Annotated in this window: 25 protein-coding genes; 14 read left to right on the forward strand and 11 right to left on the reverse strand. The window is 61.7% G+C overall.

What is annotated here, in order from left to right:
* Window positions 1–102 precede the first annotated feature (102 nt).
* A complete protein-coding gene (gene trhP, locus AC1Q6Y_RS26035) occupies window positions 103–1425 on the reverse strand; it encodes a prephenate-dependent tRNA uridine(34) hydroxylase TrhP (protein ID WP_407515711.1) in 1323 nt (440 codons plus the stop codon).
* Between the two features lie 164 nt (window positions 1426–1589).
* Between trhP and AC1Q6Y_RS26040 the strand changes: the two genes are divergently transcribed.
* Window positions 1590–2651 (forward strand): AI-2E family transporter, encoded by a 1062-nt coding sequence (locus AC1Q6Y_RS26040; protein WP_429522278.1) that lies wholly within the window; start codon window positions 1590–1592, stop codon window positions 2649–2651.
* Here the strand turns inward: AC1Q6Y_RS26040 and AC1Q6Y_RS26045 are convergent.
* From AC1Q6Y_RS26045 to AC1Q6Y_RS26055, 3 genes are all read right to left on the reverse strand, one after another.
* Window positions 2648–2839, reverse strand: a complete 192-nt coding sequence (locus AC1Q6Y_RS26045; protein WP_057714034.1) for a hypothetical protein — start codon at window positions 2837–2839, stop codon at window positions 2648–2650. The genes AC1Q6Y_RS26040 and AC1Q6Y_RS26045 overlap by 4 nt on opposite strands.
* 115 nt (window positions 2840–2954) lie before the next feature.
* Window positions 2955–3149 (reverse strand): hypothetical protein, encoded by a 195-nt coding sequence (locus AC1Q6Y_RS26050; protein ID WP_008052996.1) that lies wholly within the window; start codon window positions 3147–3149, stop codon window positions 2955–2957.
* 235 nt (window positions 3150–3384) lie between these two features.
* Window positions 3385–3738, reverse strand: coding sequence for a hypothetical protein (locus tag AC1Q6Y_RS26055; protein WP_057714035.1), 354 nt, complete (start codon window positions 3736–3738; stop codon window positions 3385–3387).
* Window positions 3739–3984: 246 nt separating this feature from the next.
* Between AC1Q6Y_RS26055 and AC1Q6Y_RS26060 the strand changes: the two genes are divergently transcribed.
* Window positions 3985–4803 (forward strand): shikimate 5-dehydrogenase, encoded by an 819-nt coding sequence (locus AC1Q6Y_RS26060; protein ID WP_492625456.1) that lies wholly within the window; start codon window positions 3985–3987, stop codon window positions 4801–4803.
* A gap of 9 nt (window positions 4804–4812) precedes the next feature.
* Window positions 4813–5331 carry a cupin domain-containing protein gene (locus tag AC1Q6Y_RS26065; protein WP_057714037.1) on the forward strand — a complete coding sequence of 173 codons (519 nt, stop codon included), beginning with the start codon at window positions 4813–4815 and terminating at the stop codon, window positions 5329–5331.
* A 195-nt stretch (window positions 5332–5526) separates the two neighbouring features.
* On the opposite strand, the gene AC1Q6Y_RS26070 is transcribed toward AC1Q6Y_RS26065, so the two are convergent.
* The gene (locus AC1Q6Y_RS26070; RefSeq protein ID WP_492625457.1) at window positions 5527–6171 is read right to left on the reverse strand and encodes a YceH family protein; all 645 of its coding nucleotides are present in this window, start codon (window positions 6169–6171) and stop codon (window positions 5527–5529) included.
* 172 nt (window positions 6172–6343) lie between these two features.
* On the opposite strand from AC1Q6Y_RS26070, the gene AC1Q6Y_RS26075 reads away from it, so the two are divergent.
* The 7 genes from AC1Q6Y_RS26075 to AC1Q6Y_RS26105 are packed head-to-tail and all read left to right on the forward strand — an operon-like array spanning window position 6344 to window position 12016.
* On the forward strand, window positions 6344–7516 hold the full coding sequence (locus tag AC1Q6Y_RS26075) for an acyl-CoA dehydrogenase family protein (protein WP_492625458.1): 1173 nt from the start codon (window positions 6344–6346) through the stop codon (window positions 7514–7516).
* On the forward strand, window positions 7513–8706 hold the full coding sequence (locus tag AC1Q6Y_RS26080) for an acyl-CoA dehydrogenase family protein (RefSeq protein WP_492625459.1): 1194 nt from the start codon (window positions 7513–7515) through the stop codon (window positions 8704–8706). Before AC1Q6Y_RS26075 ends, AC1Q6Y_RS26080 begins: the two co-directional genes overlap by 4 nt.
* A gap of 13 nt (window positions 8707–8719) precedes the next feature.
* Window positions 8720–9502, forward strand: a complete 783-nt coding sequence (locus AC1Q6Y_RS26085) for an SDR family oxidoreductase (RefSeq protein WP_057714041.1) — start codon at window positions 8720–8722, stop codon at window positions 9500–9502.
* Window positions 9503–9504: 2 nt separating this feature from the next.
* On the forward strand, window positions 9505–9963 hold the full coding sequence (locus AC1Q6Y_RS26090) for a MaoC family dehydratase (protein ID WP_492625460.1): 459 nt from the start codon (window positions 9505–9507) through the stop codon (window positions 9961–9963).
* Between the two features lie 29 nt (window positions 9964–9992).
* Complete coding sequence (locus AC1Q6Y_RS26095; RefSeq protein WP_492625461.1) at window positions 9993–11195, forward strand: acetyl-CoA C-acyltransferase; 1203 nt, start codon at window positions 9993–9995, stop codon at window positions 11193–11195.
* The gene (locus AC1Q6Y_RS26100; RefSeq protein WP_090456768.1) at window positions 11196–11585 is read left to right on the forward strand and encodes a steroid Delta-isomerase; all 390 of its coding nucleotides are present in this window, start codon (window positions 11196–11198) and stop codon (window positions 11583–11585) included.
* Window positions 11582–12016, forward strand: a complete 435-nt coding sequence (locus AC1Q6Y_RS26105; RefSeq protein WP_492625462.1) for a nuclear transport factor 2 family protein — start codon at window positions 11582–11584, stop codon at window positions 12014–12016. The genes AC1Q6Y_RS26100 and AC1Q6Y_RS26105 overlap by 4 nt, the downstream gene beginning before the upstream one ends.
* A 191-nt stretch (window positions 12017–12207) precedes the next feature.
* Here the strand turns inward: AC1Q6Y_RS26105 and AC1Q6Y_RS26110 are convergent, their stop codons facing one another.
* Both AC1Q6Y_RS26110 and AC1Q6Y_RS26115 read right to left on the reverse strand, forming a co-directional pair.
* Window positions 12208–12702 (reverse strand): SRPBCC family protein, encoded by a 495-nt coding sequence (locus AC1Q6Y_RS26110; RefSeq protein WP_492625463.1) that lies wholly within the window; start codon window positions 12700–12702, stop codon window positions 12208–12210.
* 13 nt (window positions 12703–12715) lie between these two features.
* Entirely contained in the window at window positions 12716–13492 is a 777-nt protein-coding gene (locus AC1Q6Y_RS26115) for an SDR family oxidoreductase (RefSeq protein ID WP_090456762.1), read from the reverse strand.
* 274 nt (window positions 13493–13766) lie between these two features.
* Between AC1Q6Y_RS26115 and AC1Q6Y_RS26120 the strand changes: the two genes are divergently transcribed.
* The 4 genes from AC1Q6Y_RS26120 to dmpG are packed head-to-tail and all read left to right on the forward strand — an operon-like array spanning window position 13767 to window position 17357.
* The gene (locus tag AC1Q6Y_RS26120; protein ID WP_492625464.1) at window positions 13767–14594 is read left to right on the forward strand and encodes an alpha/beta fold hydrolase; all 828 of its coding nucleotides are present in this window, start codon (window positions 13767–13769) and stop codon (window positions 14592–14594) included.
* Window positions 14591–15382, forward strand: a complete 792-nt coding sequence (locus AC1Q6Y_RS26125) for a fumarylacetoacetate hydrolase family protein (RefSeq protein ID WP_057714049.1) — start codon at window positions 14591–14593, stop codon at window positions 15380–15382. Before AC1Q6Y_RS26120 ends, AC1Q6Y_RS26125 begins: the two co-directional genes overlap by 4 nt.
* An 18-nt stretch (window positions 15383–15400) precedes the next feature.
* The gene (locus tag AC1Q6Y_RS26130) at window positions 15401–16309 is read left to right on the forward strand and encodes an acetaldehyde dehydrogenase (acetylating) (protein WP_492625465.1); all 909 of its coding nucleotides are present in this window, start codon (window positions 15401–15403) and stop codon (window positions 16307–16309) included.
* A 13-nt stretch (window positions 16310–16322) separates the two neighbouring features.
* Window positions 16323–17357, forward strand: a complete 1035-nt coding sequence (dmpG, locus tag AC1Q6Y_RS26135) for a 4-hydroxy-2-oxovalerate aldolase (protein ID WP_057714051.1) — start codon at window positions 16323–16325, stop codon at window positions 17355–17357.
* Window positions 17358–17419: 62 nt separating this feature from the next.
* On the opposite strand, the gene AC1Q6Y_RS26140 is transcribed toward dmpG, so the two are convergent.
* The 4 genes from AC1Q6Y_RS26140 to AC1Q6Y_RS26155 all read right to left on the reverse strand — a co-directional run bounded on the left by AC1Q6Y_RS26140 (window position 17420) and on the right by AC1Q6Y_RS26155 (window position 20995).
* Window positions 17420–17587: a hypothetical protein gene (locus tag AC1Q6Y_RS26140; protein ID WP_167362873.1), complete on the reverse strand. Its 168-nt coding sequence runs from the start codon at window positions 17585–17587 to the stop codon at window positions 17420–17422.
* Between the two features lie 461 nt (window positions 17588–18048).
* Window positions 18049–18597, reverse strand: a complete 549-nt coding sequence (gene nudE / locus AC1Q6Y_RS26145) for an ADP compounds hydrolase NudE (protein ID WP_057714052.1) — start codon at window positions 18595–18597, stop codon at window positions 18049–18051.
* Between the two features lie 87 nt (window positions 18598–18684).
* On the reverse strand, window positions 18685–19815 hold the full coding sequence (locus tag AC1Q6Y_RS26150; RefSeq protein WP_057714053.1) for a helix-turn-helix transcriptional regulator: 1131 nt from the start codon (window positions 19813–19815) through the stop codon (window positions 18685–18687).
* A 136-nt stretch (window positions 19816–19951) separates the two neighbouring features.
* Window positions 19952–20995 carry a 3-ketosteroid-9-alpha-monooxygenase, oxygenase component gene (locus AC1Q6Y_RS26155; RefSeq protein WP_492625466.1) on the reverse strand — a complete coding sequence of 348 codons (1044 nt, stop codon included), beginning with the start codon at window positions 20993–20995 and terminating at the stop codon, window positions 19952–19954.
* Window positions 20996–21117: the final 122 nt, after the last annotated feature.

A 21117-nucleotide genomic window follows, 5' to 3' on the forward strand; every position in this document is an offset into this window, starting at 1 on the left:
TACTTGTACAGAAAAACCGCGTCTTCTGGATTTAGGGCTGCTTCGCACCCCAGCGGGGGCAAGCCCCCTCGCCACAGGTTCACATGGCACTGTTGCTGATGTTCAGCCCCTCACATCCCGCATCAACAACCCAAACTCCAGATCCACCGCATCCGGTATCGGCAAATACACCGTATGCCCATCCCCCGGCGCAACGTCGATCGCTTCACCCTTGGCGTTCTGCAACTGATGCAGATCGAAGTGGAAGTTGCCCTTGGGCGTCATCAGCTCCATGTGATCGCCCAGGCCGAAGCGGTTTTTCACCTTGACCTCGGCCAGGCGATCCCGCCGCTGTCCGGTCAGTTCACCGACAAACTGCTGGCGCTCCGACACCGAGCTGCCGTTCTGGTAGTTCTGGTATTCGTCATGTACATGCCGGCGCAGAAAACCTTCGGTGTAGCCGCGCTGGGCGAGGGACTCCAGGTCGGTCATCAGACCGCGGTCGAAGGCCCGGCCCGCCACCGCATCGTCGATGGCCCGGCGATAAACCTGGGTGGTGCGCGCGCAATAAAAGTGGGATTTGGTCCGGCCTTCGATTTTCAGGGAGTGCACGCCCATGTGGGTCAGGCGTTCGACATGCTGCACGGCGCGCAGGTCCTTGGCGTTCATGATGTAAGTGCCGTGTTCGTCTTCGAAGGCGGGCATCTGTTCGCCGGGACGATTGGCTTCCTGCAACAGGAACACCTGCCCGGTGGGCGCGCCGATGCCCAGGGTGGGTTCCGGCTGATACTGCTGCACGATCTCGCCGAGCGGGTTTTCCGTGGCCGGTTGCGCCGAGTATTTCCAGCGGCAGGCGTTGGTGCAGCTGCCCTGATTGGCGTCGCGCCTGTTCATGTAGCCCGACAGCAGGCAACGACCGGAATAGGCCATGCACAACGCGCCGTGCACGAACACCTCCAGTTCCATGGCCGGCACTTGCTCGCGGATCTCGGCGATTTCTTCCAGGGACAGCTCTCGGGACAGAATGATCCGGCTCAAGCCTTGCTGCTGCCAGAACTCGACACTGGCCCAGTTCACCGTATTGGCCTGCACCGAAAGGTGGATCGGCATCTGCGGGTAGTGTCGGCGCACCAGCATGATCAGGCCGGGGTCGGACATGATCAGCGCATCCGGGGCCATGGCGATCACCGGTTCAAGGTCCTTGAGGAAGGTCTTGAGCTTGGCGTTGTGCGGCGCGATGTTGACCACCACGTAGAAGCGCTTGCCCCGGGCCTGGGCCTCGCGAATGCCGAGGGCCAGGTTGGCGTGGTCGAACTCGTTATTGCGCACCCGCAGGCTGTAGCGCGGCTGGCCGGCGTACACGGCATCGGCGCCGTAGGCGAAGGCGTAACGCATGTTTTTCAAGGTGCCGGCGGGGGCGAGCAGTTCTGGCGCAGTGAGGTTCATGGCAGTGTCGGTCGCAAAAGCCGCACAGGGTAAATGCCCTGTGCCAAGGGTTTATTGACCTGGATCTATGCCTGATCAACAAACCGATGGCACTCGCGCGAGCCGTGGCGGACTAAACATCAAGGCGAAAGTTTTTCGTCCTGACTGGCTGGCACGGATCGGACATGAACGAAACGAACCCACAAGACAAATCGCTGACGGTGTTGCTGGTGCTGGTGAGCGCTGCCTTCATCTGGATCCTGCTGCCGTTTTACGGCGCGGCGTTCTGGGCGGTGATCCTGGGCATCCTCTTTGCGCCACTGCAGGGCCGGCTGCAAGTGAAGTTCGGCTGGCAACGCAACCTCACGTCGCTGTGCACATTGAGCATTTGCCTGGTGATTGCGATTCTGCCGGTAATCATCATCAGCGCCTTGCTGGTTCAGGAGGGCGCGTCACTCTACAAAAGCGTCGAGAGCGGCGAACTCGACATTGCCGGGTATGTGTCGCAGTTCAAGCACAGCCTGCCGCCGTATTTCCAGCATCTGCTGGATCGCTTCGGCATGGGCGAGTTGAACGGGCTACGCGAGAAAATCGTCAAGAGCGCGATGACCGGCGGGCAGGCGCTGGCCTCTAAGGCGTTCAGTTTCGGCCAGGGCACGTTCGAGTTCATCGTCAGCTTTTTCATCATGCTGTACCTGCTGTTCTTCTTCCTGCGTGACGGTGCGGAACTGGCGCGCAAGGTGCGTGCGGCGGTGCCGTTGCAGGAACAGCAGAAACGCCGTTTGCAGCTCAAGTTCAATCGTGTGGTGCGGGCCACGGTGAAAGGCAACCTGCTGGTGGCCATCACCCAAGGCGCGCTGGGCGGTCTGATTTTCTGGTTTCTGGACGTTCCCAGCGTGTTGCTCTGGGCGGTCTTGATGGCGTTTCTGTCGTTGCTGCCGGCGGTGGGGGCGGGAATAGTCTGGGTGCCGGTGGCGGCGTTTTTCCTGCTCACCGGGGCGATCTGGCAGGGCGTGGTGCTGGTATTGTTCGGGGTCTTGGTGATCGGTCTGGTGGACAACCTGCTCCGGCCATTGCTGGTGGGCAAGGACACCAGGATGCCGGACTACATGATCCTGGTCTCGACCCTGGGCGGCCTGGCGATTTTCGGGCTGAACGGTTTTGTCATCGGCCCGTTGATCGCGGCCCTGTTCATGTCGAGCTGGGACATTTTCATCGAAACCAAACCGCGGGTGCAGCTGCCTTAGGCGCTGAACCTGCCGGACTGGCCGCTGCCGATGCGTTGCGACAGCTCACGGGCGGCGGGCAGCGAAGTGAGCGGGCCGCTGATCTGTACGCCGTCCTGCACCAGGTACCAGCAGGCGAGCATGCCCAGCTCTCTGAGCTGTGCGGGGACGGCGCTGCCGATAACGGACATGATCTGAACCTTGGACATGAAAAGTACCTCCATCAATCTGTGGAGTTACTTTAAGGTCCGGGTACCTTGAGGGGTAATCAACGTTTTCGATAGTGGTCATTGATGCCAGAGGGGGTAAACGACCGTTGGTCGGTCAGCTGACCACCTGATCGAGCATATGAACCACTTCCTGCTCGTTGAGCAGGCCCTTGCGCACCAGGCTTTGCGTCAGCAGCGAGAGAAACTTGGCGCTGCGATGACCTTCCAGGTGCTTGAGTTCGGTCAGTGCGTTGTAGACCTTGCTGGAGGTGCACAGACCGACGATGCGGTGCGGGTTTTGCGTTGGCATGTGGTCGTCCTTGTTGTTATGAACCTGTTTTCGACGGACAGCACCGAGCTTGCGGAACTGACATGACAAAAATATGACCGTTTTGTGCCGCAGGGCAGAAATCGGGTCGAGTCCATCTTGCCTGTTTCTGCCACGGACACTGTCCCGATAGCGACCTTGGCGAGATTTATCCAGACCTGGACCGACAAATGGATATAAAAAAGCCCCGCTGTTTCAGCGGGGCCGGTTGAGTCTGTTACCAGCGACCGTAATGTCGGCCGTAGTAGCCGCGTGGCGGGCCGTAGTAACCACGGGGTGGTCCGTAGTAAACCGGGGCCGGGCGGTAGTAGATCGGTTGTTGCACGTAGACCGGGGCCGGTTGGTAGTAAACCGGAGGCGGTGGTGCGTAATAAACCGGCGCGGGCTGGTAGTAGACCGGTTGCGGCGCGACATAGACCGGGCGGTTGGCGTTGATCAGAGCCGAGCCGACGATGGCAGTACCGACGATCGCTCCAAATACCGCCGCGTCATTACCATGCCCGGCTTGCGCCTGACCTGCGATAGCGAGGGTGCCGATCAGCAAGGCTACTGTGGGGACTTTACGGATCATGATAGTACCTCGGCTCTTCAACCCGGCGCTTGTGTCTGCAATAGACCCAAGGATTGTCGCGGGGATACTTCTAAGACAGCGTTTTTCTGAAAAACAGCACGGCCGCGAGGTAAATTTTGTGTAAGGTCTGTACCGACTTTCTTACCGACCCGTGTAGGCCCGTGCGAACACGCTTACATGATCGATCAGAACCCGATGGAGGGCTAATCCCGTCCATCCGAAAAGTGCATTTGAAGGAGCTTGCCCATGCAGATGAACCCCAACAAAGACACCCAGTTGTGCATGTCCCTTTCAGGGCGCCCGGGGAACTTTGGCCTGCGTTTTCACAATCATCTGTATGAACAACTGGACTTGAATTTTTACTACAAGGCCTTTGCCAGCCAGGACCTGACGGGTGCTGTTGCCGGCATTCGCGCCCTGCGGATTCGTGGTTGTGGCGTGTCGATGCCGTTCAAGGAAGCCTGCATTGCCCTGGTGGATGAACTCGACGCATCTGCCGCCGCCATTCAATCGATCAACACCATCGTCAACACCGACGGGCATCTCAAGGCCTACAACACCGACTACATCGCCGTTGCCCAGTTGCTGGAAAAACACCAGGTGCCCAAGGACTCGACCTTTGCCTTGCGCGGCAGCGGCGGCATGGCCAAGGCCGTGGCGAGTGCCTTGCGCGATGGCGGCTATGAAAACGGCCTGATCGTGGCCCGCAACGAGCGCGCCGGGCAGGCGCTGGCGCAGTCTTTGGGGTATGAGTGGCAGGCCGAGCTGGGGAGGCGTCGCCCGCAGATGCTGGTCAACGTCACCCCGATCGGCATGACGGGAGGACCGGAGGCCGATCAACTGGCCTTTGAGGCTGATGTGATCGAAAAAGCGGAAACTGTCTTCGATGTGGTGGCGATACCCTCGGAAACACCGCTGATCGTGCGTGCCCGTGCCGAAGGCAAGCGGGTCATCACCGGGCTGGAAGTGATCGCGATCCAGGCACTGGAGCAATTTGTGCTCTATACCGGTGTACGGCCGACGGACGAGCAATTCCAGAAGGCCGTGGCGTTTGCCCGCAGCTAGGAGGTGTCCATGCATCCCCCCATTCTCAATCTGGATTCGGTCGAACTTGAGCCGCTACCCGAAGCGTTTGCGCCGACCGGTGAAACCGCCGGTCGCTATCAACAGCGCCTGGCCCTTGTCGGTCAGCAACTGGGGGCGCAAAAACTGGGTTATCGCCTGTATGTGCTGGAGCCGGGCATGCGCGGCAGTCCGTTTCACAGTCATCGGGTCAATGAGGAAATGTTCTACGTCGTGGCCGGGGAAGGGCAGGTTCGCCTGGGATCCGAACGCTTTCCAATCCGTGCCGGTGATGTGATCGCCTGTCCACCGGGCGGGCCTGAAAAGGCGCACCAGATCATCAATACCAGTAACGGCGAGTTGCGCTACCTGGCCGTCAGCACCCAGCAATCACCGGAAATCTGTGAATACCCGGATTCCGGTAAATACGCCGTGATGGATGACTTCAAGGTGGATGCCGAGGGTAATGCGTCAGGCTTTGTTGCGGTGGCCCGGCAGGCGGACGGGGTGGATTACTGGGACGGCGAGTAACCACACGCACCGTCAAACCACTGTAGGAGCGAGCCTGCTCGCGATGGACGTCGACGATAACGCGTGCTGTCTGAATGAGCGCGTCGTCTGGACGTTTTTCGCGAGCAGGCTCGCTCCTGCAAGTCTTGTGTCAATCACACATGTCCGTCGGTCCACGATCCATTGTGGGAGTGTTGTGTCAGGTAAATATCCAGGTTATTCGAGCCGGGCAAGTCTTTCTTCCAGCGCCGCAATTCGCGCTTCCAGTTCTTCGATCCGTTCAACCGAAACCCCGCTGCCGCCACGCTCGGCCGGGTTTTGCCGTGCCGCCATGATCGCTTCGATATCCGCCGGGTCGCCCAGGGCGTGGGTGTAACGGTCTTCGCGCTGGCCGGCCTGACGCGGAATCAGCACGGCCAGACTCCGGGCAATCAGGCGTTCGAGTTGATGCACCACCTGTTCGGTGTCTTCGAATTCCTGCATGCGGCCGCTGCGGGTTAGCAGTTCATTGACGGTCTGCGGGCCGCGCAGAAACATCAGCCCGGTCAGGATGACCTGCGCCGGTACCAGTTCCAGGGCCTTGTCGACCTTGTGTTCCCAGCGGTCGGCGCGGCTGCCCATCACCAGTCTGGCGAAGCCGCGTCCTTCGAGGGCGCGCAGGCTCTGACCGACCTGGCCCGGCGTCAGGTTCATCACTGGCTCGCGGCTGGTTTTCTGGTTGCAGGCAATCACCAGGGCATTGAGGGTCAGGGGATAGGTTTCCGGGCTGGTGGCCTGTTTCTCGATCAACGAACCCAGAATGCGGATTTCCGTGCTGCTGAGCCGTGGCTCGTCGAAAGTCGTCTCTTGCTCAGTGCTCATGGTTCTGCATCCTTAGCCGATTCATGTTTTTCACTTGCGTAGGCGCACTTTGACATCGCCCGTTCGGACTAGGCAAGGCTAACGATTCTGCCGCGTCCGGGCGGCGCCAAACTTCATGCTCAAAGGGGTGTTGCGCCACGCGCGCCCCGCCAAACGAGCAGAAGGCGCCGCGATGGAGTTTGCATTCAGCGACGAACAGGAAATGATCCGCGCATCGGCCGAGGGTTTCCTCGCCGATGTCTCGGATTCTGCCGCCGTGCGCGCGGCAATGGTCAGCGAACGGGGTTTCGACGAAGCCCTCTGGCAGCGTCTGTGCCAGGAAATGTACTGGCCGGCCATTCATATCCCCGAAACCTATGGCGGCCTGGGCCTCGGCTTTGTCGAGCTGACGATCCTGCTGGAACAGATGGGCCGGCGTTTGCTGTGCTCGCCATTTTTCGCCACCGCCTGCATGGCCACCCCTGCGCTGTTGCTGGCGGCCAATGATCAACAGAAGCAGCGCTGGTTGCCGTCGATTGCCGATGGCAGCGTGACCGCGACCCTGGCGTTCAGCAGTGCCAACGGCTGGTCCGCCGACGATGTCCAGGCAACGGTGGTGGCTGAGGGCGACGGGTTCGTCCTCGACGGCACCCTCAAGCATGTGCTCGATGGCCATGGCGCTGATCTGTTGATCATTGCCGCACGGCAACCCGGAACCACTGGCGAAAAGGGCATCAGCCTGTTTGCCGTGAACGCCGTATCCGCAGGTATAGAACGGCAAATGCTGCCGACCATGGACCAGACCCGGCGCCAGGCGCGGATCCAGCTCAAGGGCCTGTACCTTGAAGCCGACTGCCTGCTGGGTGAGTTCGGGAATGGCTGGTCGCACCTTGAGCGAGTCCTGCAACTGGCCTGCATCGGCCTGGCTGCCGAGCAGACCGGCGGCGCGCAGCAGGTACTCGACCTCAGCGTGGCCTACATGCAGGAGCGCCAGCAGTTCGGTCGCCCGATTGCCAGTTTCCAGGCCCTCAAACACCGTGCCGCCGACATGATGCTGCAAGTCGAATGCGCCCGTTCGGCCAGTTATTACGCCGCGTGCGTGGCCCAGGAAGTGCTCGATCCCCAGGGTGATCCGCAGGTCGCGGCCGAACTGCCGCTGGCGGCGGCGCTGGCCAAGGCGCAGTGCTCCGAGACCTACTTCTCCTGCGCGTCCGAATCAATCCAGCTACACGGCGGCGTCGGTTTCACCTGGGAGTACGACCCGCACCTCTACTTCAAGCGCGCCCGCGCCAGCGAGAGTTTCCTCGGGCTACCGGCCTGGCATCGCGAGCGCATTGCTTCGATGATTCTGGGAGAGCAGCCATGAAAATCAGTTTCAGCGAGCAGGACGAACGCTTCCGTCGGGAAGTCGCCGACTGGATGAGCGCCAATCTCTGCGGCGAATTCGAAGCCCTGCGTTTTCGCGGTGGTCCGGGTGATGAGCATATGTTTCCCGAAGAGCGCAAAGCCTGGGAGCGCAAGCTTGCCGAAGGCGGCTGGACCTGCGTCGGCTGGGCGCCGGAGCATGGCGGGCGCGGCCTGTCGATCACCCAGCAGGTAATCTTCAACGAAGAGTACGCCCGCGCCGGCGGCCCCGGCCGCATGGGGCATATCGGCGAAGGCTTGGCCGGGCCGACCATCGCCGCATTCGGCACGGTCGAACAGCAACAGCGTTTTTTGCCGGGGATCGTCAGCGGTACGTCGTTCTGGTGCCAGGGCTATTCAGAGCCGGGCGCCGGTTCCGACCTGGCCAACGTCAAGACCCGCGCAACGCTGGACGAAGCCACCGGCAGTTGGATCATCAATGGCCAGAAAGTCTGGACCTCCCTGGCCCACGAATCGGACTGGTGCTTTGTCATCGCCCGCACCGAGCCGGGTAGCGTCGGCCATCGCGGTCTGTCGTTCCTGCTGGTGCCCATGGCCCAGACAGAAATAACCGTACGACCCATCGAGCAACTCACCGGCACCTCGGAATTCAACGAAGTGTTCTTCGACGATGCCCGCACCGACGCCACCAATATCATTGGCGCGCCGGGCGAAGGCTGGAAGATCGCCATGGCGCTGCTGGGCTTCGAGCGGGGTGTGTCGACCCTCGGCCAGCAGATGCAGTTCCAGAACGAACTCAACGAAATCATCGCCATCGCCAAGTCCAATGGCGCCGACCGCGATCCGATCCTGCGTCAGCGCCTGGCCGAAGCCTGGAGCGGGTTGCGGATCATGCGCTACAACTCGCTGCGCATGCTCTCGGGTAGCCAGGACGGTTCGCTGCGCAAAGAGGCGACCATCTACAAGCTGTTCTGGTCGACCTGGCACGCCAGCCTCGGCAAGTTGGCGATGGACGTCCTCGGCGCCGAGGCGGAATTGCTCGAAGCCGCGCCTTACCGGTTGACCCGTTTGCAGTCGCTGTACCTGTTCAGCCGCGCCGACACCCTCTACGGCGGCAGCAACGAAATCCAGCGCAACATCATCGCCGAGCGTGCCCTGGGCATGCCCAAAGAGCCGCGTCCGCGCACCTGAAAGGAGAGAGTTCATGTCTGTACCTCAATATGTTGAAGGTCGCGGCCTGCTGCGCGGCAAGTCGGTTCTGATCACCGCCGCCGCAGGCGCCGGGATCGGTTTTTCCGCCGCCGTGCGTGCCGCCGAAGAAGGCTGCCGTGCGCTGATGATCAGCGATATCCATGAAGGCCGGTTGGCCGAAGCGGTGCTGAAAATCCGCGAAACCACCGGGCTGCAACACGTGTTCGGCCAGGTCTGCAACGTTGCCGACGAAGCCCAGGTACAGCAGCTGATCGCCTGCGCCGAGCGTGACCTGCAAGGCGTCGACGTGTTGATCAACAACGCCGGGCTTGGCGGCTCGCGCTTGCTGGTGGACATGGCCGATGAAGAGTGGAATCGGGTCATCGACGTGACGCTCACCGGCACCATGCGCATGACCCGCGCCATGCTGCCGAAAATGATGGAGCGCCGTGCCGGAGTGATCGTCAACAACGCCTCGGTGCTGGGCTGGCGCGCGCAGAAAGAACAGGCGCACTACGCCGCCGCCAAGGCTGGCGTGATGGCGCTGACCCGCTGCGCAGCGGTCGAGGCGGCTGACTACGGCATCCGCATCAACGCGGTCAGCCCGAGCATTGCCCTGCACGATTTCCTGCGCAAATCCGCGCCCCAGGCAGTGCTCGATCAACTGGCCGCCAACGAAGCGTTCGGCCGCGCCGCCGAAGTCTGGGAGGTGGCCAACGTGATGATGTTCCTGGCCAGCGACTACAGCTCCTACATGACCGGCGAAGTGTTGTCGGTGTCCAGCCAGAGGGCGTGACCATGCCACGTATTTTCGACACGCCGATGGCCTTGTTCGACGCCGTGGGCCAGGAGCTCGGTGTCAGCGAATGGCTGCTGCTGGGTCAGGACCGAATCAATCTGTTTGCCGACGCCACCGGCGATCACCAGTGGATTCACGTCGATCCGCTCAAGGCTGCCATCGGTCCGTTTGGCGCCTGCATTGCCCATGGCTACCTGAGCCTGTCGCTGGTCAATCTGTTCTTGCCGCAGATCGTCGAGGTCCGTGGCCTGGCCATGGGCGTCAATTACGGCTGTGAGCGGGTGCGCTTTCCCTCGGTGGTGCGCGTCGGCTCGCGGGTGCGCGGCAGTGCGCAACTGATCGCGGTCGAGGAAGTGAAGGGCGGCGTACAGGCGACCATCCGCGTCAGCGTCGAAATCGATGGCGAGGAGCGTCCCGGCTGCGTGGTCGACACCATCAGTCGTTATTACCCGGCCTGACCTTCAACAGCATTTTCGAGGAATCCAGCATGAAAGAAGCCGTCATCGTTTCCACCGCCCGCACACCGATCGGCAAAGCCTTTCGCGGTGCGTTCAATGACACCGAAGCGCCGCAACTGGGTGGACATGTGGTGCGCGAAGCCGTACGCCGTGCCGGTATCGAACCGGATGAAGTGGACGACGTGATCATCGGCGCCGCCGCGCAGCAGGGTACGCAGTCCTATAACCTGGGGCGTCTGTGTGCGATTGCCGGTGGCTTGCCGGCATCGGTTGCCGGGATGGCCGTCGAGCGCCAGTGCTCGTCGGGCCTGATGAGTATCGCCATGGCCGCCAAGGGCATCATGTGCGACGAAATCGACATCGCCGTGGCCGGTGGCCTGGAGTCGATTTCCCTGGTGCAGAACAAGCACAAGAACCTGTATCGCAATCAGTCGGGTTCGGTGATCGAGCTGGACCCGCACGCCTACATCCCGATGATCGAAACCGCCGAGATCGTCTCCGCGCGCTACGGCATCTCCCGCGACGAGCAGGACGAATACAGCTACCAGAGCCAGCTGCGTACCGCACAGGCCCAGAGCGCCGGACGCTTCGACCGGGAGCTCGCGCCGCTGACCAGCCGCAAGGCACTGTTCGACAAGGCCACCGGCGAAACCAGTTATGAAACCGTCACCTTGTTGCGCGACGAGTGCAACCGCATCGACACCACTCTCCAGAGCCTGAAGGCGCTGGAGCCAGTGTGGCCGGGCGGTCAGTGGAGCGACAAGGGGCGTTTCATCACCGCCGGCAACGCCTCCCAGCTCTCCGACGGCGCATCGGCTTCGGTACTGATGAGCGCAAAAATGGCCGAGAAACGTGGCCTGGAACCGCTGGGGATCTATCGCGGCATGGCCGTCGCCGGCTGCAATTCCGACGAGATGGGCATCGGCCCGATCTACGCGATTCCGAAACTGCTCAAGCGTCATGGCCTGACCATGGACCACATCGGCCTCTGGGAGTTGAACGAAGCGTTCGCCTGCCAGGTGCTGCATTGCCGTGACACCCTGGGCATTCCGGCCGAGCGCCTGAACGTCAACGGCGGGGCGATCGCCATCGGCCATCCGTTCGGCATGTCCGGGGCGCGGATGGTTGGCCACGCGTTGGTCGAAGGCCAGCGTCGCGGCTTGCGTTACGTGGTGGTGAGCATGTGCATCGGTGGCGGCATGGGCGCTGCTGCTTTGTTTGAGGTGGTTTGAATGATCAGCGCACAACATATCCAGACGACAATGGCGCGTTACGTGGAATTGGTGGATGCCGGCGACATCGACGGCATCCTCGCGCTCTATGCCAAAGACGCCACCGTTGAAGACCCGGTCGGCCAGGCGCCGTTGCAGGGCATTGACGCCATCGCGCGTTTTTACCGTGAAGGACTGGGGGCGATGAAAGTCTCCGCAACCCAGACCGGCCCGGTGCGTGCGACGCTCAACGGTTGCGGCGCGATGCCGTTCCGGGTCGACATGGAGTGGGGTGGGCAACCGTGCTCGCTGCATGTGATCGACGTGATGGAATTCGATACCGACGGCAAAGTCCGCTCGATGAAAGCCTACTGGAGTGAGGTCAATGTGACGACGCGAGGTGCAGCATGAACCTGGAGCAGCGGATAGCCCGCCTGGAAGCGCTGGAGGATATTCGCCAGCTCAAGCATCGCTACCTCAACGCCTGCGACCTCAAGCAGGTCGAGGTGATTGCCGACTGCTTCGCCGAAGGTGAAGTGCTGATCGATTACGGCCCGCTGGGGATCTTTCGTGAGCGCAACAGTTTTGTCGCGCTGTACCGCGAACTGGCCTGTCATGAGCGGGTGATCGACCTGCATCACGGCGCCAACCCGGAAATCGAGGTGCTTGGCGAGGATCAGGCCCAGGGCCGTTGGGCCCTGTGGTATTTCAATCTGGATGGCGAGAGCGGGGCGACGCGGCAGTTGGGTGGGTTCTATCAGGACCGATACCAGCGAATCGCCGGACAATGGAAGATCGTCGCCACCCGTTTTACCGCTCACTCGGAAGTGGCGCGTTCCTGAAGGTTGCTCACTCCAGAGGTGGCTCCTGTAGGCGCGAACCTGCTCGCGATGGCGGAATGTCAGACAGCATTGATGTTGGATGTGCCGACCTCATCGCGAGCAAGCTCGCTCCCACAGTTTTTGTGGTGACGCCGGCATTGCGAGCGGCCTCAATCCCCTGTGGGAGCGAGCTTGCTCGCGATGGCGGTGTATCAGGCAGCATTGATATTGGATGTGCTGACAGCCATATCCGGATTCTGCGTTCGGCCGGTTTCGTAGTAGGCCTTGAGGTTCTCGGCAATCTGCCGAACGACCTTGTTGAAGGCCTTGGCCAGCAACCCTTCAAACAGCTTGCCACCGCGCAGGCTGTAACTCATTTGCAGAGTGATGCGGGTCGCGTTGCCTTCGGCTTGCAAGGCATAACTGAAACTCGCCTGGCGAAACGGAAAGGGCGAGTCATTGCCGCCCTTGTGCAACCGCAGTACGAACCCCGTGCCTTCCTGCCACTGCACCACGCTTTCATCCAGATACTGACCGCCCTTGCGCAACACCCGGCGACTGGCGCCGATACCTTCCGTTGCGCCAGGATGAAACTGGCAACCGGTCAGGTCTGGTACATAGTGCGGGGCAAGGCTCAGGTCGCGTAGTTTGGTCCATGCGGCTTGTCGCGTGAGGTTCAGCACAACGCTGTGGCTGGCTACGGGCATGTCGAAAGTCCTCTTATGGATGGGATTGAGCCGCATCGAGAAATGCCGGGCGTTCTCCCGCGCCATGCACCGCGATGTCCGCGCCGCTGACGTAACGGGCCAATGTCGATGCCAGGTACAGGCAGGTATCGCCAATATCCTCCGGGGTCGCCAGGCGTTGCAACGGAATGGTCGCCGCCACCCTGGCAATGCCCGCGTCGTCACCATAATGCATGGCCGCCTGCTCGGTGAGAATCAGCCCGGCGGTCACGGCGTTGACCCGCACCTTGGGCGCCCATTCCACCGCCAGCGAGGTCGTCAGGTTGAGCAAGCCGGCCTTGGCCGCGCCATAAGCGGCGGTGCCGGGGGAAGGGCGGGTGGCGCTGACGCTGCAGATGTTGATGATCGCGCCACCGTCGGCCTGGGCCTGCATCACCTGGTTGGCCTGCTGGCACAGGTTCAGTGGCGCAATCAGGTTCAGGCGGATGATTGCCTCGCTGAAGCGCGGCGAAGCCGTGGCGGCGTCGGCATTCGGTGAACCGCCGGCGTTGTTGACCAGCACATCGAGGCGGCCGAAGCGCTCGACGATCTGCGTAATCAAGCGCCCGGACTGCTCGACATCCCGCAGGTCGCAGGCCACGAACACCGCCTCGCGCCCGGCGCTGGCCGGCAAGGTTTGTGGTGCTTCGCGACCGCAAATCACCACCTCGGCGCCACAGTCCAGAAAGCGCTGGCTGATGCCGCGACCCACACCTTTGCCACCTCCGGTGACCAGTACCACTTTGCCGCGAAAGTCCATTGGATCAAGCATGGGGGTGTCTCATTCTGTCGCTCGGGAATGTAACCGATGCTAGGTCTGCAACCCCGGCAGGCCAACGTCCAAAGGGACTAGAGATTGTCTGTAGGAGCGAGCCTGCTCGCGATGGACCTGAGAACACCGCGGGGTGTCAGGTATCCAGCGTCATCGTTGACGACCATCGCGAGCAGGCTCGCTCCTACGGGTAGTAGGTAGTCCTGTCGGACGATGTTGATGGCCCGACCCGTCGGAATAATCCGGCTACAACAACAGGCCGGGAGGACACCTTATGGGCGCTTCAGCGCAAGGGCACTTCGTTACGCTGCCGGATGGTTTGCAGCTGCACTACAGAGACATCGGCAACGGCGAGCCGGTGATTTTCATCCATGGCAGCGGGCCGGGCGCCAGCGGTCACAGCAACTTCAAGCAGAACTACCCGCTGTTCGCCGAAGCCGGTTACCGGGTGATCGTCCCGGATTTGCCCGGCTACGGCGCTTCAGACAAGCCGGACACCCTCTACACCCTGGACTTTTTTGTCGCCGCCCTCAGCGGTTTGCTCGATGCCCTCGACATCCAGCGTTGCGTGCTGGTCGGCAACTCCCTGGGCGGCGCGATCGCGATCAAACTGGCCCTCGACCAACCGCAGCGTATCAGCCATCTGGTGCTGATGGCGCCCGGTGGCCTGATGGAAAAAGAACAGTATTACCTGCAGATGGAAGGCATCCAGAAAATGGGCGCGGCTTTCGCCAAGGGTGAGCTGAACGATGCGGCGGGCATGCGTCGCCTGCTGGCCCTGCAACTGTTCGACGAAACCCTGATCAGCGACGAAACGGTGAACGAGCGCGTCGCCGTGGTTAAGCAGCAACCGGTGTGCGTGCTGTCGACCATGCAGGTGCCGAACATGACGTCGCGCCTGGGTGAATTGCAGTGCCCGATCCTCGGTTTCTGGGGCATGAACGACAAGTTCTGCCCGTCCTCCGGTGCCCAGACCATGCTTGAACACTGCACCCAAATACGTTTCGTGATGCTCAGCGAGTGCGGGCATTGGGTCCAGGTCGAGCACCGTGACTTTTTCAACCGCCAGTGCCTGGCGTTTTTTCAGGAGGCCCGTGGATGAGCGTGCAATTGCGCCGTGAGTTCGGCGAAGAGCTTTATCAGGCGCTGCTCAGCGGCTCCACCCTGGCGCCGCTGACCGAGCGCTGGCCGTCGATCAGCATCGAAGACGCCTATCATATTTCCCTGTACGCCATTGAGCGTCGGGTGGCGGCCGGTGACCAGATCGTCGGCAAGAAAATCGGCGTGACCTCGGCGGCAGTGCAGCAGATGCTCAACGTGCATCAGCCGGATTTCGGCTTCATCACACGGCAGATGTCGTTCGATGACGATGCGCAAATTTCCCTGTCCGCCAACAAACTGATCCAGCCCCGTGCCGAGGGCGAGATCGCCTTCAAGCTCAAGCATGACCTGGTCGGCCCCGGCATCACCGAAGCCGACGTGCTGGCCGCCACCGAATACGTGATGCCGTGTTTCGAGATCGTCGACTCGCGGATTCACGACTGGCGCATCCGCATCCAGGACACGGTCGCTGACAACGCTTCTTGCGGAGTGTTTGTGTTGGGCGACAGCAAGGTGGATCCGCGCGAACTGGACCTGCCGAATTTGCGCATGCGTGTGTTTAAAAACGCAGAGCCCCTGAGTGAAGGCCTGGGTTCGGCGGTTCAGGGAAATCCATTGACTGCGGTGGCGTGGCTGGCCAATACCCTGGGCGCCTTCGGCATTCCGTTCAAGGCCGGGGAAATCATCCTGTCCGGCTCGCTGGTACCGCTGGAACCGGCCCGTGCCGGCGACCGTTTTGAACTGACCATTGATGGCCTGGGCAGTGCCCGGGTGTCTTTCTGCGCCTGACTTTTGGAGTTTGACCCCATGAGCAAAAAACTCAGAGCGGCCATTATCGGCCCGGGCAACATCGGCACCGATCTGCTGATGAAAATGTGCCGATCGCAATGGATCGAGCCGGTGTGGATGGTTGGCGTCGACCCTGAATCCGAAGGCCTGAAGCGTGCCCGGGAAATGGGCATCAAAACCACCGCCGGCGGTGTCGATGGCTTGCTGCCTCACGTCCTCGACGATGACATTCGCATTGCCTTCGATGCCACCTCGGCTTACGTACACGCGGAAAACAGCCGCAAGCTCAACGAGCTCGGGGTGATCATGATCGACCTCACGCCGGCGGCCATCGGTCCGTACTGCGTGCCGCCGGTCAACCTCAAAGAGCACGCGTCGAGCCTGGCGATGAACGTCAACATGGTCACCTGCGGTGGCCAGGCGACCATCCCGATGGTGGCGGCAGTGTCGCGGGTGCAGCCGGTGAGCTACGGCGAAATCGTCGCGACGGTGTCCTCCGGTTCGGTGGGCCCGGGCACGCGGCAGAACATCGACGAGTTCACCCGCACCACCGCCGGTGCGGTGGAGAAGATCGGCGGCGCCCGACGCGGCAAGGCGATCATCGTGATCAACCCGGCCGAGCCGCCGCTGATGATGCGCGACACCATCCACTGCCTGACCGATGACGAGCCGAACCAGGATGCAATCCGCACCTCGGTGCTGGAGATGGTCCGTGAAGTGCAATGCTATGTGCCCGGCTACAAACTGATCAACGGGCCGGTGTTCGACGGGCGCAAGGTGTCGATTTTCATCGAGGTCGAAGGCCTCGGCGATTTCCTGCCCAAGTCCGCCGGCAACCTCGACATCATGACCGCCGCCGGATTGCGCACGGCCGAGATGTTCGCCGAAGAAGCCCACAAGGGCACCCTGCAATTGCCTGCCCGTTGAGTGGAGAATCGCTATGAATTTGCAAGGTAAGAGCGTCCGTCTGCATGACATGAGCCTGCGCGACGGCATGCACGCCAAACAGCACCAGATCAGTATCGAACAAATGGTCTCGGTGGCCACCGGTCTCGATGCGGCCGGTGTGCCGCTGATCGAAATCACCCACGGCGATGGTCTGGGCGGTGCTTCGCTGAACTACGGTTTCCCGGCCCACAGCGACGAGGAATACTTCTCTGCGGTGATTCCGAAGATGAAACAGGCCAAGGTTTCGGCCCTGTTGTTGCCGGGGATCGGTACCCTCGACCACCTGAAAATGGCCCACGAACACGGCGTGTCGACCATTCGTGTGGCGACCCACTGCACCGAGGCGGACGTGTCCGGCCAGCACATCGGCATGTCGGCGAAGATGGGCCTGGACACCGTTGGCTTCCTGATGATGGCGCACATGGTCAGCCCGGAAAAACTGCTGGAGCAGGCGCGGTTGATGGAAAGCTACGGTGCCAATTGCATCTATTGCACTGACTCGGCCGGCTACATGCTGCCCGATGAAGTGACGCAAAAGATCGGGGCCCTGCGTGCGGGACTGAACGCCGGGACCGAAGTCGGTTTCCACGGCCACCACAACATGGGCATGGCCATCGCCAACTCCCTGGCTGCCATCGAGGCCGGTGCTGCACGGATCGACGGTTCGGTCGCGGGTCTTGGCGCGGGAGCGGGCAATACGCCGCTGGAAGTGTTCGTCGCGGTGCTGGAGCGCATGGGCGTCAACAGTGGCGTCGACCTGTACAAGATCATGGACGTGGCCGAAGACCTGGTGGTGCCGATGATGGACCAGCCGATCCGCCTCGACCGGGACGCACTGACACTCGGTTACGCCGGGGTCTACAGTTCGTTCCTGTTGTTCGCCAAGCGTGCCGAGCAGAAGTACGGCATCGCTGCTCGCGAACTGCTGGTGGAGCTGGGCCGACGCGGAACCGTGGGAGGTCAGGAAGACATGATCGAAGACCTGGCGCTGACCCTGTCGCGGGCCAGGGGTGTACTGCCGACCTGATTAATGCGGCAACGAAAAAACCACCGATCCGGTGGTTTTTTTATGGCCGGTGGAAACCGTGCTCAAGGCAGCAGATTGCGCACCACAGGCGGGTAGCAGTTGATGGCCGAGCTCGAACAGCTGAAGTAAGCCGTGGTCGGTCGGTAGGCTTCGTTCTTGAACAGCTGGCACAGACTGGTGGAAGCACCCGCACAGAGGATGATGAACAGAGCACAAGTCGTTTTGCGCATGATGAGTCTCGACACGGTTTTATTGTTGTAGAGACAGGTTATGGCGGCGGCGCGCGAGTCGCCTCGTCCGAATGGACTAGCCGACCAATTTGAAGCTGCCCCTTCCCTTGTGGGTGTTTGATCCCCTGTGGGAGCGAGCTTGCTCGCGATGGCGGTGTGTCAGGCAATATGGATGTTGGATGTGCCGACCTCATCGCGAGCAAGCTCGCTCCCACAGGTTTATCGGGCGTTCCCGGGATTTGCGTCTGGCCGCGATCCGGTGGGAGCGAGCTTGCTCGCGATGGTGGTGTGTCAGGCGACACGGGTGTTGGATGTGCGGGCCTCATCGCGAGCAAGCTCGCTCCCACAGGTTTATTAGGCGTTCCCGGGATCTGTGCTTGGCCGTGATCCCCTGTGGGAGCGAGCTTGCTCGCGATAGCGGCCTATCAGGCGACATGGATGTTGGATGTGCCGGTGTGGTGTCAGGTTCGTCGGGCGAGGGCGCCTATTGCCATGAACAGCGCCGCAATCGCCCTGGCCTCGTGGAGTTCACCGCGGGCCACCAGTTCGGGGATTTGCGCCAGCGGTACCCGCAGGCATTCCAGGGGTTCGGGTTCGTCGCCTTCGAGTTGGCAGGGGCTCAGTTGTTCGGCCAGTACGACTCGGTAGCGGTGGCACAAGTGCCCCGGTGCCAGGGTCAGCTCGCCCAGTTCAGTGAGGCGTTCGGCGCGCATGCCGACTTCTTCGCTCAGCTCGCGCTGCGCCGCCTGCAAGTAGTCTTCATTGGGCTCGGCGCCGCCCTTGGGCAGACCGAGAATGGTTTTTTCCACACCGACCGCGTATTCGCGCACCAACAGCACATGCTCTGGATCGGGCATCGCCACCAGCATCACCGAGCGATAACCGGTGCCGCGCAGGCGTTCGTAGACCCGCTGCTGGCCGTTGCTGAATTGCAGGTGCAGGGCTTCGATCTGAAAGTGGCCGCTTTGCGCCAGCAGTTCAGTCTTGAGGATGGTTGGGCAGTTGCGCATGGGGCAGTCCCCTGTTTGGGATAAAGACACTGTGCGCTGTGCAACGGGCGCCGCCATCGTCCGAGCGGACGAGGGCGGCAATGAGGGCTAGCCGAGGGTCGCCACGCTGCGCAGGATCAGGCGCACCAGCATGGTCTGGCGGGTCACGCCGGTCTTGGAGAAGGTCGAGCGCAGGTGTGCCCGCGAGGTGTTGCGGCTGATGCCCAGCTCCTCCGAGGCTTCGTCGAGGGTCAAGCCGTTGGCCAGCAACATCGCCAGCTGGGTTTCCGCCGGGGTGAAGTCGAACAGCGCGCGAACGATTTCCTGCGGTGCGGTGGATTGTTGCTCCGGGTCGCTGATGAAAATCACCACGGTCGGGCACTGCTTGCCTTCGCTCCAGTCGGTCAATGGCACCGAGCGCACGATGATCCCCAGGTCCGCTTTGCCGGACGGCCGCTGCACGCGCAGGGCTTCGACCACCGACGGGTTGCTGCTTTTTTGCGACAGCAGCGACTGCTTGACCAGGCGACGGAACTCCTGGGTGTCCCGGGCCGTACCGACCTGCAGGCCATCGTTGACCAGTTTGATGCCGTCCTTTTCCTGGATCAGCCGGTCGGCGACCTGGTTGGTCTGCAGTACCTTGCCGGCCTCATCGAGGATGATCGTGCCGACCGCCATCTGGTTCACCGCGCCGGCGTACAGATTGCGTTCGGCTTCGATGCGGTTGAGCTGCATGTGGATCTTGATCGAACGTTCCAGGTGCGCAATGAAATGCGTGAGCATGGCCTTTTCTTCGTTGCCGAACGGCTTGTCGTCACGTCCGCGGCTGATGCGAATGCGGCACTGGGCGCCGTCGACGGTGTTGATGTCGGCACCGAGGATGTGGAACACGTCCACCGGTTCAAGGAAGTTCTTGTAGAACTCGGAATTCTGCCAGTCGTCGTTGGAGACAAACTCGGCGAGGGTCACCACCTGGCGGTTGGGCAGGTCGACAAACGGATCTAGGCTGAAAAAGTGTTTGTTGTACGACGCGGTCGCCTCGGTCGAGGTGCCGGTGGTGTTGACCATCAAGCCGTCCACGTGGGCGCTGGGCGGACGCAGGATGAAGGTCACGTACTTGCTGTTCAGATGCACATTGAGCTGATTGAGAAAAGTAGCCCAGGGAATGGTTTCCAGCGGACCCTGATAGAGGTTGCCGATCAAATCACTGAACGTATCGAGGCTGAGGCTCTGCTGCATAGGGAAAAACCGTTTTTATTATTAGCGTTGGCGGTGGCCGAGAATAAGCGCCGGTATCGACTCCTTGCAACGCTCGGGCTCAGGGCCTGACCGGCGGCTGCCGAACAGGCCCATGGCGGGCGAAAAGCCGCTGGCGTCAGACCCGTTCGCTGGCGCGCACGACAAACTTCTTGTGTTCGGCAACGTCCGCCGACAGCGCCTCGACGTCGGTGTAGAACTGCTCGTACCAACGGCGCAGCTGATAGACCGGACCGTCGCCGTCACACAACAGCGGGTTATCGACGCGGGTCTTGCTGTGCCAGATGGCCACGTCTTCGTAGAAGGCTGCCTGCGCCTGCGCGACGTAGGCCTTGGCCATCGCCTGGTTCTGCTCTTCGCTCAAGCCCGGGATCTTCTTCACCAGCACGCCGTAGCGCAGGGTGAAACTGTCGAGGTCGATCGGCACATGGCAGTTGAGCAGGATCGAGTGGATCGGCTGGCCGTTCATGGCACCGTTCATCTCGGTGATCTGATAGGCCGGGCCGAAATAGGTGGCCTCGGTGGTCAGCACGCTGTCGGCGGACAGGCGCTCACTGCGGGCGCGCATGATCTGAGTGGCCAGGTGGCCCTGGAAAATGTTGATGAACTCGTCGACCGGCGCGCCATGGACGGTGCCGAAGTGCGCCATATCGGCGATGTTGTCGATCAGTTCGCGGCAGTTTGTGTCAATCTGCAGCTCAGCGACTTCCCATTCCGCCCATTCGTCGCTGTAGCAGGCGTCGATGCGCGGAATGCGTTGTTCCGGCAGCGGGGGGTTGCCTTCGGGGTCATTCCAGACGAACAGCAACTGGTTCTCTTCCATGATTGGCCAGCTTTTGATTTTGGCCCGAGGCGGGATGCGCTTGGCGTAGGGGATGTCATCGCACACGCCATCGGCGCCCCAACGCCAGGCGTGGAACGGGCAGCGGATCGAGTTGCCTTCAACGCAACCGGTGCTCAGGTCGGCGCCCATGTGCGGGCAGTAGCCATCAAGAATATGCAGCTCGCCGTCTTCGCCCTGGAACGCCACCAGACGGGTGCCGAACACCTCCAGGCGATGGGCCTTGCCGTCGCGGTATTGCGCGGCCAGGCCCAGGCAATGCCAGCCGCGGGCGTAGCGGTCTTCCAGCAGTTTGGCTTCGATGCGGTGCAGGGTACTCATCTTATTATTCTCCCAAGGGATCACGGGGTTGGCGCATGTAACGGATTCTGCCGCCCCTGTAAAAGCGGGCATCGTCTGAATGGACGATGGCTGCTTTAAGTAGGCCCGCTCTACTGGCGCCA

The organism is Pseudomonas sp. GW823-FHT06E10 (genome assembly GCF_058794995.1).

Excerpts from the sequence above, each read along its gene's own strand:
- AC1Q6Y_RS26090 (WP_492625460.1), top strand. The coding sequence starts at position 9,505 with ATGCCACGTATTTTCGACACGCCGATGGCCTTGTTCGACGCCGTGGGC.
- AC1Q6Y_RS26115 (WP_090456762.1), bottom strand. The coding sequence starts at position 13,492 with ATGCTTGATCCAATGGACTTTCGCGGCAAAGTGGTACTGGTCACCGGA.
- AC1Q6Y_RS26075 (WP_492625458.1), top strand. The coding sequence starts at position 6,344 with ATGGAGTTTGCATTCAGCGACGAACAGGAAATGATCCGCGCATCGGCC.
- AC1Q6Y_RS26045 (WP_057714034.1), bottom strand. The coding sequence starts at position 2,839 with ATGTCCAAGGTTCAGATCATGTCCGTTATCGGCAGCGCCGTCCCCGCA.
- AC1Q6Y_RS26110 (WP_492625463.1), bottom strand. The coding sequence starts at position 12,702 with ATGCCCGTAGCCAGCCACAGCGTTGTGCTGAACCTCACGCGACAAGCC.
- AC1Q6Y_RS26105 (WP_492625462.1), top strand. The coding sequence starts at position 11,582 with ATGAACCTGGAGCAGCGGATAGCCCGCCTGGAAGCGCTGGAGGATATT.
- AC1Q6Y_RS26125 (WP_057714049.1), top strand. The coding sequence starts at position 14,591 with ATGAGCGTGCAATTGCGCCGTGAGTTCGGCGAAGAGCTTTATCAGGCG.
- AC1Q6Y_RS26060 (WP_492625456.1), top strand. The coding sequence starts at position 3,985 with ATGCAGATGAACCCCAACAAAGACACCCAGTTGTGCATGTCCCTTTCA.
- AC1Q6Y_RS26150 (WP_057714053.1), bottom strand. The coding sequence starts at position 19,815 with ATGCAGCAGAGCCTCAGCCTCGATACGTTCAGTGATTTGATCGGCAAC.
- AC1Q6Y_RS26050 (WP_008052996.1), bottom strand. The coding sequence starts at position 3,149 with ATGCCAACGCAAAACCCGCACCGCATCGTCGGTCTGTGCACCTCCAGC.
- AC1Q6Y_RS26140 (WP_167362873.1), bottom strand. The coding sequence starts at position 17,587 with ATGCGCAAAACGACTTGTGCTCTGTTCATCATCCTCTGTGCGGGTGCT.
- AC1Q6Y_RS26120 (WP_492625464.1), top strand. The coding sequence starts at position 13,767 with ATGGGCGCTTCAGCGCAAGGGCACTTCGTTACGCTGCCGGATGGTTTG.
- AC1Q6Y_RS26095 (WP_492625461.1), top strand. The coding sequence starts at position 9,993 with ATGAAAGAAGCCGTCATCGTTTCCACCGCCCGCACACCGATCGGCAAA.
- AC1Q6Y_RS26055 (WP_057714035.1), bottom strand. The coding sequence starts at position 3,738 with ATGATCCGTAAAGTCCCCACAGTAGCCTTGCTGATCGGCACCCTCGCT.
- dmpG (WP_057714051.1), top strand. The coding sequence starts at position 16,323 with ATGAATTTGCAAGGTAAGAGCGTCCGTCTGCATGACATGAGCCTGCGC.
- AC1Q6Y_RS26040 (WP_429522278.1), top strand. The coding sequence starts at position 1,590 with ATGAACGAAACGAACCCACAAGACAAATCGCTGACGGTGTTGCTGGTG.
- AC1Q6Y_RS26065 (WP_057714037.1), top strand. The coding sequence starts at position 4,813 with ATGCATCCCCCCATTCTCAATCTGGATTCGGTCGAACTTGAGCCGCTA.
- AC1Q6Y_RS26100 (WP_090456768.1), top strand. The coding sequence starts at position 11,196 with ATGATCAGCGCACAACATATCCAGACGACAATGGCGCGTTACGTGGAA.
- AC1Q6Y_RS26080 (WP_492625459.1), top strand. The coding sequence starts at position 7,513 with ATGAAAATCAGTTTCAGCGAGCAGGACGAACGCTTCCGTCGGGAAGTC.
- trhP (WP_407515711.1), bottom strand. The coding sequence starts at position 1,425 with ATGAACCTCACTGCGCCAGAACTGCTCGCCCCCGCCGGCACCTTGAAA.
- AC1Q6Y_RS26070 (WP_492625457.1), bottom strand. The coding sequence starts at position 6,171 with ATGAGCACTGAGCAAGAGACGACTTTCGACGAGCCACGGCTCAGCAGC.
- AC1Q6Y_RS26155 (WP_492625466.1), bottom strand. The coding sequence starts at position 20,995 with ATGAGTACCCTGCACCGCATCGAAGCCAAACTGCTGGAAGACCGCTAC.
- AC1Q6Y_RS26130 (WP_492625465.1), top strand. The coding sequence starts at position 15,401 with ATGAGCAAAAAACTCAGAGCGGCCATTATCGGCCCGGGCAACATCGGC.
- nudE (WP_057714052.1), bottom strand. The coding sequence starts at position 18,597 with ATGCGCAACTGCCCAACCATCCTCAAGACTGAACTGCTGGCGCAAAGC.
- AC1Q6Y_RS26085 (WP_057714041.1), top strand. The coding sequence starts at position 8,720 with ATGTCTGTACCTCAATATGTTGAAGGTCGCGGCCTGCTGCGCGGCAAG.